10 protein-coding genes are annotated in these 6,638 nt (G+C 54.2%); 4 read left to right on the top strand and 6 right to left on the bottom strand.

Annotation, left to right across the window (positions count from 1 at the left end):
- Positions 1–623 (bottom strand): MFS transporter (locus tag ACFE7X_RS24780; RefSeq protein WP_375438361.1); only part of this gene is annotated, 623 nt, incomplete at its 3' end.
- Positions 624–1,050: 427 nt separating this feature from the next.
- Here ACFE7X_RS24780 and ACFE7X_RS24775 point away from each other — a divergent pair.
- The 3 genes from ACFE7X_RS24775 (at position 1,051) to ACFE7X_RS24765 (ending at position 2,587) form a co-directional block, all read left to right on the top strand.
- The gene (locus tag ACFE7X_RS24775; RefSeq protein ID WP_375438360.1) at positions 1,051–1,635 is read left to right on the top strand and encodes a hypothetical protein; all 585 of its coding nucleotides are present in this window, start codon (positions 1,051–1,053) and stop codon (positions 1,633–1,635) included.
- Between the two features lie 78 nt (positions 1,636–1,713).
- Positions 1,714–2,307, top strand: coding sequence for a hypothetical protein (locus ACFE7X_RS24770; protein WP_375438359.1), 594 nt, complete (start codon positions 1,714–1,716; stop codon positions 2,305–2,307).
- Positions 2,291–2,587 (top strand): winged helix-turn-helix domain-containing protein, encoded by a 297-nt coding sequence (locus ACFE7X_RS24765; protein WP_375438358.1) that lies wholly within the window; start codon positions 2,291–2,293, stop codon positions 2,585–2,587. The genes ACFE7X_RS24770 and ACFE7X_RS24765 overlap by 17 nt, the downstream gene beginning before the upstream one ends.
- 251 nt (positions 2,588–2,838) lie before the next feature.
- Here ACFE7X_RS24765 and ACFE7X_RS24760 read toward each other — a convergent pair whose 3' ends face one another.
- The 5 genes from ACFE7X_RS24760 to ACFE7X_RS24740 all read right to left on the bottom strand — a co-directional run bounded on the left by ACFE7X_RS24760 (position 2,839) and on the right by ACFE7X_RS24740 (position 5,713).
- A complete protein-coding gene (locus tag ACFE7X_RS24760) occupies positions 2,839–3,108 on the bottom strand; it encodes an ArsR/SmtB family transcription factor (RefSeq protein WP_375438357.1) in 270 nt (89 codons plus the stop codon).
- Positions 3,109–3,228: 120 nt separating this feature from the next.
- Positions 3,229–3,837 (bottom strand): superoxide dismutase, encoded by a 609-nt coding sequence (locus tag ACFE7X_RS24755; protein WP_375438356.1) that lies wholly within the window; start codon positions 3,835–3,837, stop codon positions 3,229–3,231.
- Positions 3,838–3,920: 83 nt separating this feature from the next.
- Positions 3,921–4,355 (bottom strand): nucleoside deaminase, encoded by a 435-nt coding sequence (locus ACFE7X_RS24750; RefSeq protein ID WP_375438355.1) that lies wholly within the window; start codon positions 4,353–4,355, stop codon positions 3,921–3,923.
- Positions 4,356–4,535: 180 nt separating this feature from the next.
- On the bottom strand, positions 4,536–5,102 hold the full coding sequence (locus ACFE7X_RS24745) for a hypothetical protein (protein WP_375438354.1): 567 nt from the start codon (positions 5,100–5,102) through the stop codon (positions 4,536–4,538).
- Between the two features lie 158 nt (positions 5,103–5,260).
- Complete coding sequence (locus tag ACFE7X_RS24740; RefSeq protein ID WP_375438353.1) at positions 5,261–5,713, bottom strand: hypothetical protein; 453 nt, start codon at positions 5,711–5,713, stop codon at positions 5,261–5,263.
- 289 nt (positions 5,714–6,002) lie between these two features.
- Between ACFE7X_RS24740 and ACFE7X_RS24735 the strand changes: the two genes are divergently transcribed.
- Positions 6,003–6,638, top strand: a 636-nt coding sequence (locus ACFE7X_RS24735) for an amino acid--tRNA ligase-related protein (protein WP_375438352.1), incomplete at its 3' end; no start/stop codon positions are given.

Genomic DNA, 6,638 nt, shown 5'->3' with positions numbered 1-6,638 from the left:
CTTCTGAACAGGGTAAACGACTTCAAACCTAGGGCGTCAATAAATGTCTTGCTCTGAATTTTACCTAATTGTGGTGGGCATTTAGGTAAAGTGAAAGCATAAAAACCGAGCGTAAACGCCGCAGCCGCTGCCACATAAAATTGGTTGGATGAAGTTTCGAAGTGTAATAAACTCACAACCCAAAGCGCAACAATAAAGCCTACCGTTCCCCAAACTCTGATAGGTGGATAATCTTTTACAACGTCACCTCCATTATTCTTAAGAACAGAATAAGACACTGCAATAGATAACGCGAGTGTCGGCATGTAGAATATCATATTTAGCAGCATCACCCAGAACATAGTTGATGGATTATCAACCAGGGGAACGGTGAAAAGCACGATGCCACCCAAAATATGCAGTAGGCCATACAGCTTTTCCGCATTCCCCCATTTATCGGCAATAATGCCCATGATGGAGGGCATAAATATTGAGGCGATGCCCATAGTCGAAAATATAGCGCCAAACTGAGCGCCAGACCATTGCTTGGTTTGAAACCAATAAGCACCGATAGTTATCAACCACGAGCCCCAGATAAAGAACTGTAAGAAGCTCATCACAATAAGTCGCAGCTTGATATTCATGCAGGTGTAGTTTGGGGATGGAAAACTCTCCTCAAAGCAAGTGACTTGCTGACCTCTGAAATAGGCGTTGCCCAGATAGTGCCTTCGGAAAGAAGAGCGTCCGTTCTAGCTCAGCAGCCGGTTCCAAGCCAAGCCTACTAGGCAATAGTTGATGACCCGGCAGGCTGGAAGGCACAATAAGCACAGCACTCGGCATCAGCGTGATGCCAATCAGGTCATAAATCCTTTGTTGAGAGAAGACGGCAGAGGAAAAAGAACAACCCGGCCACTTGCACAGACCGGGCCTTCAAAGATAGACAAAATAGGAAACGGGAAGGAGCCAAAAAAGCAGCTTTAAAATTATGCAAACCAGTTTGCATAGTAATTTGGTTTATATAATAAACTAGTTTATGTTTGTGTCATTCCAACGGCCCCAACCTCTACCGCCATGCAAAGCCTCGTTAGCTCCATCCGCCCGCTTGACACTCCAACCACCGCTTTCGGCGTGCAGCCGCTGGTAGAACTGTCTGATAGGAAGGCACACGCCTTCACGTATATCTTTCGTGGCTCGGTGGTGCTAACGGCCGCCTTGAGCAACTATGGGCTAGAGCAGATTGGATTCGCGGCTCCTTGGTTGCCGTGGATGATACTCATGCCGCTGATGGGCATCATGCAGAGTATCAGGGCCCGACGGCAGCGTAAGCACGGCCTCACCAGCAGCACGGCCACCGACAAAACGATGCGCCTGCTGCAAAAAAGCTTTGTGCTGATTATACTCGTATCCGTTGCCAGCGCCTGCGTGGTGGGGTGGGCGGTGGTGCATCCGATTCTGCTGGTGCTTTATGGTGTAAGCACCTTCGTGGCTGGGCGGGTACTGCGTTTTCGGCCACTGCTGCTAGGTGGTGTGGCATGCGGACTACTCGGGAGCACCGCGGCCTTCGTGCCAGCCGACACGCAATTGCTGCTCATTGCCACCGCCATGTTGCTGAGCTACATCATCCCTGGTTATTTGCTCGGCAAGCAAAGCCGCTAAGCAGGCGTTTCGACCTACCTATCTCTTGTTTTCCAACTGCAAGTTGCAAGCAACCAAAAATAAACAACGAAATCTGTCATGGAACCCACTGAAAAACCCTTTTCTGCACCCGAGAGTCTGCAACTGATTCAGAGTATGTTGCAGGCTGCCAAGCAGGATTTGAGCGACCATTCGTTTGACTTGCTGCTGTGGGGCTGGCTGGTGCTAGCAGCGGCGCTGAGCCACTACGTGCTACTGCAAACCGGCTACGACAAGCCCTGGCTGGCTTGGCCAGTGCTGATGGCGCTCGGGGCAGTGGCCGCCTTCGTGAATGGTGCGCGCCGGGGCCACCGCGAGCGGGTGCGCACCGCGCAGAGTGATTTCATGACCTTTTTGTGGGGCGGTTTTGGGGTGCTGATGCTCATGTTGATCGGGGTAGGCATTGCCTTCGGCTGGAGCCGAGCGTATCCGCTCATTATTGCGCTTTATGGGCTTGGCACGTTCGCTACCGGCGGGGCGCTGCGGTTTCGGCCCCTGATATGGGGTGGCGCTGTTTGCTGGCTGCTGGCTACGGTCGCCTTTCGGGTGGCTTTCGATACGCAATTGCTGTTGGTAGCCGCCGCTGTGTTCATCGCCTACGTAGTACCAGGGCACATCCTGAAAAATACTTACCGCCGTGGCCGCTCCCTTTGAAGACCTTGACCCGCTACTACATTCGCAGCTACGGCTGGCGGTGATGTCGTTGCTGCTCGGGGTGCGGGAAGCGGAATTCAACTTCCTGAAAGAGAAAACCGGGGCCACCGCCGGCAACCTGAGCACCCAAATCAGTAAGCTGAAAGATGCCGGCTACCTCACCATGACCAAGGAGTTCAATGGCTCGTACCCACTCACGCGTTGCGCCATCACGCCGGAAGGCATTAAGGCCTTCGAGAGCTACGTGAGCAGCCTGCAACGCTACCTTAAGCCGGAATAGCCACCCCTGCCAAGCACGCCAACAAGGGTTGGATGCTGCGGACTCTCATCGCCTTGGTAGAAGCCTTCGGGTCCGGGAGCATTAGGAAGTGTTGGAATCGTGAGGAGTTACCTCGGTAGCAGTACGCAGGCGCTCCATCAGATCAGAGTTGGAGATGAACGGACAACTCCTAGCCACTGTGGTAATATCGAATAGAGGACGGGCTTACCAAAAAAATTATCTAACTACTTAAATGGGTATGAGTTGAATTTTTATCGCAGATTATCTAGGAAAGTGGCTAGCTGGCCCATGGCTTCCCGGTTTAGTATCAAGCTCAGACAACGGCCGCATTTTCGGGTTTGCACCAGCCCGCTGTCAGTCAGTATTTTCAGGTGGTGCGACACGCAAGGTTGGGAAAGCCCCGTCAGTTGCTGTACGTCAGCAAAAGGCAGCGACTCCTGCTGGCTTAGCGCCAGCACAATGCTCAGCCGGTATTTATCAGACAAGGCACCGGCAGATTTCGCAACAAGCAGAGCATCCATGAAATACATGTAAAACAATAAATAAAAATCGGTCGGTCCGATGCCTGAAAGGCACCAAACCGACCGATACAAGGCCGGGAAACTACCGCGTAAGCAGTTTCGCCGGAGAGCAACCAAAAACTATGCCGCCGCGGCGAAACGCTTGTTCACTTCGTCCCAGTTGATGGCGTTGTAGAAAGCCGCAATATAATCGGGGCGTCGGTTCTGATATTTCAGGTAGTAGGAGTGCTCCCACACGTCGAGGCCGAGTACGGGCGTACCACCGCAACCGGCGTCGGGCATCAGTGGGTTGTCCTGGTTGGGCGTCGAGCAGATTTTCAGCGAGCCATCAGGTTGCTTGCACAGCCACGCCCAGCCCGAGCCGAAGCGCGTGGTAGCAGCCTTGCTGAATTCTTCCTTGAACTTCTCGTAGCTGCCAAAAGACTGCGTTATAGCCTCGCCAATAGCACCGGTAGGTTCCCCGCCGCCGTTCGGACCTAGCACGGTCCAGAACAGGGAGTGGTTCCAGTGGCCACCACCGTTGTTGCGCACCGCCGCCGGAGCCGACGCAATATTCTGCATCAGATCTTCGAGGCTTTTGCCTTCCAGCTCCGTACCCGCAATGGCATTGTTCAGGTTGGTAACGTAGGCCTGATGGTGCTTGGTGTGGTGAATTTCCATGGTCTGCGCATCAATGTGCGGCTCCAAGGCATCATAAGCGTAAGGAAGTTGGGGCAGTTCAAAAGCCATGAGTTTAGGGTTATATGGTGGAACGTTGCGGGTAGTATAACCGCCGCACCCCAGTTAGGGTTACGGAAGCGGCCAAAAGTAGCTTATTTCCGCTTCCGCGCGAAAAACTCCTGCATCAGGGCTCCGCAGTCCGCGGCCAGCACGCCCCGTACCAGTTCCGCCTTCGGGTGCAGCAAATTGCCGTAGCGCCGAAACCCGACTTTCAACTCATCGGCCCCGTACACCACGCGCCGGATTTGGGCCCAGGCCGTAGCCCCAGCGCACATCACGCAGGGCTCGACGGTCACGTAGAGTGTGCAATCAGTTAAATACTTGTTGCCGACGTGGTTGGCAGCGGCCGTCAGGGCCAGCATTTCGGCGTGGGCGGTTACGTCACGCAGCCGCTCGGTTTGGTTGTAGGCCCGGGCTATAATCTGCTTGTTTAGCACGACTACCGCCCCAATTGGTATTTCCTCTTCTGCAAAAGCATACCGCGCCTGCTTAAGGGCTTCGCGCATGTAGGCGTCGTGTGAGGTCATGGAGCTGTTATTGCGAAGAATGAAGCAATCTTTCCTCTGTTTGCTGAAAAGTGTCTTTAACAGCCAAGCCCTTGGACATCCGTGCGTCGAGGGATTATCTGTTTAGGAAAAGTAAGGCTTCGAGAGGACGGAATGCTTCGTCGTACCTCCTCGCAAGGACAGTTTCCAACTTCTTGCAATCTACTTCATTGAAATGCTCTGCATAACGGCGTGGGCGGTGGGCTGCCACTGGGCTTGCTCGTCGGCGGGCGCTACGAAGGTGAACACCGTGAGCTGGTCGCCTTCGATGGTGTACTGCACCATCTGGTAGCGGCGAATAGGGGCTAGGTTGCTGGCCCGGCGTGTGTCTGTCACCGACGAAACGAACTCCAGCATCACAAAATCACGCTTGTTGACGGTGCGAATATCCTCGGCCAGAAAATCCACTTTGGAGTACATATTCTGAATGCTGGCTTTGTAAATCTTGAGCAGCAGTGCATAATCCCGATTATTGAAGGTGCTCGGCTTCTGCGCTACGCTGAAATCGACGCGGCCACTGGGGTTGCTGAATACGGCCAGCGGCTTGCGCGGGGCCGGATATTTCACCGCAATACCGTCGTCGGGAAGGGATTGGAAGCCTTCAGGTACGCCTACAGTGATATTTTTGCTGACTACTGTTTTTTTGAGCTTGGGCGCGGCAAACGCCGTCAGCAGCAGCACGGTCAGCAGGAGGGGAGCAAATCGGAAGAAGGGAGCAGTAGTTTTCATACAGGGCGGAAAGGTACAATGTAACGCCAAGCGCCAGCCTGGTGAGTCGTTGCTGCCGTTGCCAGGAATGCCTCACCAATAGTTTGGTAGGATTCCCGCAAATGCAAAGCTCCGAAGTAGGATAACTTCGGAGCTGCGAAAAGAAGTTTCAAGTAAGGCTAGCGGCGCTTTTTGCGGGCTACTGCTGGCGCCGGATACGTTACTTTCACTTTCTTCCAGTATACATAATTGCCGGTTTTGGCTTCGATGAGGTAGTTGCCAGCCGGAATGCGGCCCAGGTCAACGGGGGCCCCGGTGTTGTTGGTAGGGTCGAGGGCCGTGGTATAGACGGGCTGGCTCTTGTAGTTGGTCATCACCAGGGTGCCAGGCTTGGTGAACTGCTGCGTGAAGCTGAGCATGATGCTCTGCCCGCCGGTAGCCGGGAATATATCGATGCCCGACAAGGTCTCGATGCGCTTGATGGGGCCATTCAACGTCACCGGTTCCGCCTCCGATTTGGTTTTTACTGCGGTGCCGTCAGCCGCCTTGGCTTTGGTCTTGATTTTGGTTTGCGCCTGCGAAGAAAAAGAAAACAGAACGGCAGCTAGAACGAGGAGAGCGGAGCGTTTCATGAGCGAAGCAAGAATAAGAAAAGGTCGAGCAGGTTAGGACGTAATTGGATCAGCGATTTGCATACTCCGTGCCGAACTTACAGCAAGACAATGAAAAAGGCTCCATTCTCGGTGAAAACAAGCATTTTTCACAAATCAATGTGGTTTTCTTTACAATCGACAGATGGGGTTTTTAGTATCCCACTGATTTTTCCTGTCTACCTTTGGCAGGTTTCGTGTTGCCCGTTGAAGCTCAGCTAGCTCTAGCGCGTCAGAACTAGAAACCAGAAACCAGAAATTAGAAACCAGAATGCTCCGGACTCACACCTGCGGCGAATTGCGCCCCGAACACGTTGGTTTAACCGTTACGCTCTGTGGCTGGGTGCAGCGCACGCGCGACAAAGGCGGCATCAGCTGGATAGATCTCCGCGACCGGTACGGCCTCACCCAGCTCACCCTGGAAGAAGGCGTGGAGTCGGATGAAACCCGCGCCCAGGCCCGTCAGCTCGGCCGCGAGTTTGTGCTGTGCGTAACCGGCAAAGTAGCCGAGCGCTACTCCAAAAACGACAAAATACCCACTGGCGGTATCGAAATTCGAGTCGAGAAGCTCGATGTGCTTAACCCGGCCAAGCTGCCGCCCTTCCTTATCGAAGACGAAACCGACGGCGGCGACGACCTGCGCCTGAAGTACCGCTACCTCGACTTGCGCCGCAACACGGTGCGCCAGAACCTGATGCTGCGTCACCGCGTGGCCCAGGCCACCCGCCGCTACCTCGACGGCCAGGATTTCATTGAAGTGGAAACCCCCGTGCTCATCAAAAGTACGCCCGAAGGTGCCCGCGACTTTGTGGTGCCGTCCCGCATGAACCCCGGCGAGTTCTACGCCATCCCCCAGAGCCCCCAGACCTTCAAGCAGCTGCTCACGGTGCGGGCTTCCCACCGTACC

The organism is uncultured Hymenobacter sp., assembly GCF_964242765.1.
In the GTDB taxonomy this organism is placed as follows: Bacteria; Bacteroidota; Bacteroidia; order Cytophagales; family Hymenobacteraceae; genus Hymenobacter.
Note: the sequence above shows the minus strand (reverse complement) of the source record. Positions and strands in the feature narration are given on the sequence as shown.

What these genes read in the sequence shown, in the direction of transcription:
- ACFE7X_RS24750 (WP_375438355.1), bottom strand. Translation starts at nt 4,355, where the DNA reads ATGACCTCACACGACGCCTACATGCGCGAAGCCCTTAAGCAGGCGCGG.
- ACFE7X_RS24775 (WP_375438360.1), top strand. Translation starts at nt 1,051, where the DNA reads ATGCAAAGCCTCGTTAGCTCCATCCGCCCGCTTGACACTCCAACCACC.
- ACFE7X_RS24740 (WP_375438353.1), bottom strand. Translation starts at nt 5,713, where the DNA reads ATGAAACGCTCCGCTCTCCTCGTTCTAGCTGCCGTTCTGTTTTCTTTT.
- ACFE7X_RS24745 (WP_375438354.1), bottom strand. Translation starts at nt 5,102, where the DNA reads ATGAAAACTACTGCTCCCTTCTTCCGATTTGCTCCCCTCCTGCTGACC.
- ACFE7X_RS24755 (WP_375438356.1), bottom strand. Translation starts at nt 3,837, where the DNA reads ATGGCTTTTGAACTGCCCCAACTTCCTTACGCTTATGATGCCTTGGAG.
- ACFE7X_RS24760 (WP_375438357.1), bottom strand. Translation starts at nt 3,108, where the DNA reads ATGGATGCTCTGCTTGTTGCGAAATCTGCCGGTGCCTTGTCTGATAAA.
- ACFE7X_RS24770 (WP_375438359.1), top strand. Translation starts at nt 1,714, where the DNA reads ATGGAACCCACTGAAAAACCCTTTTCTGCACCCGAGAGTCTGCAACTG.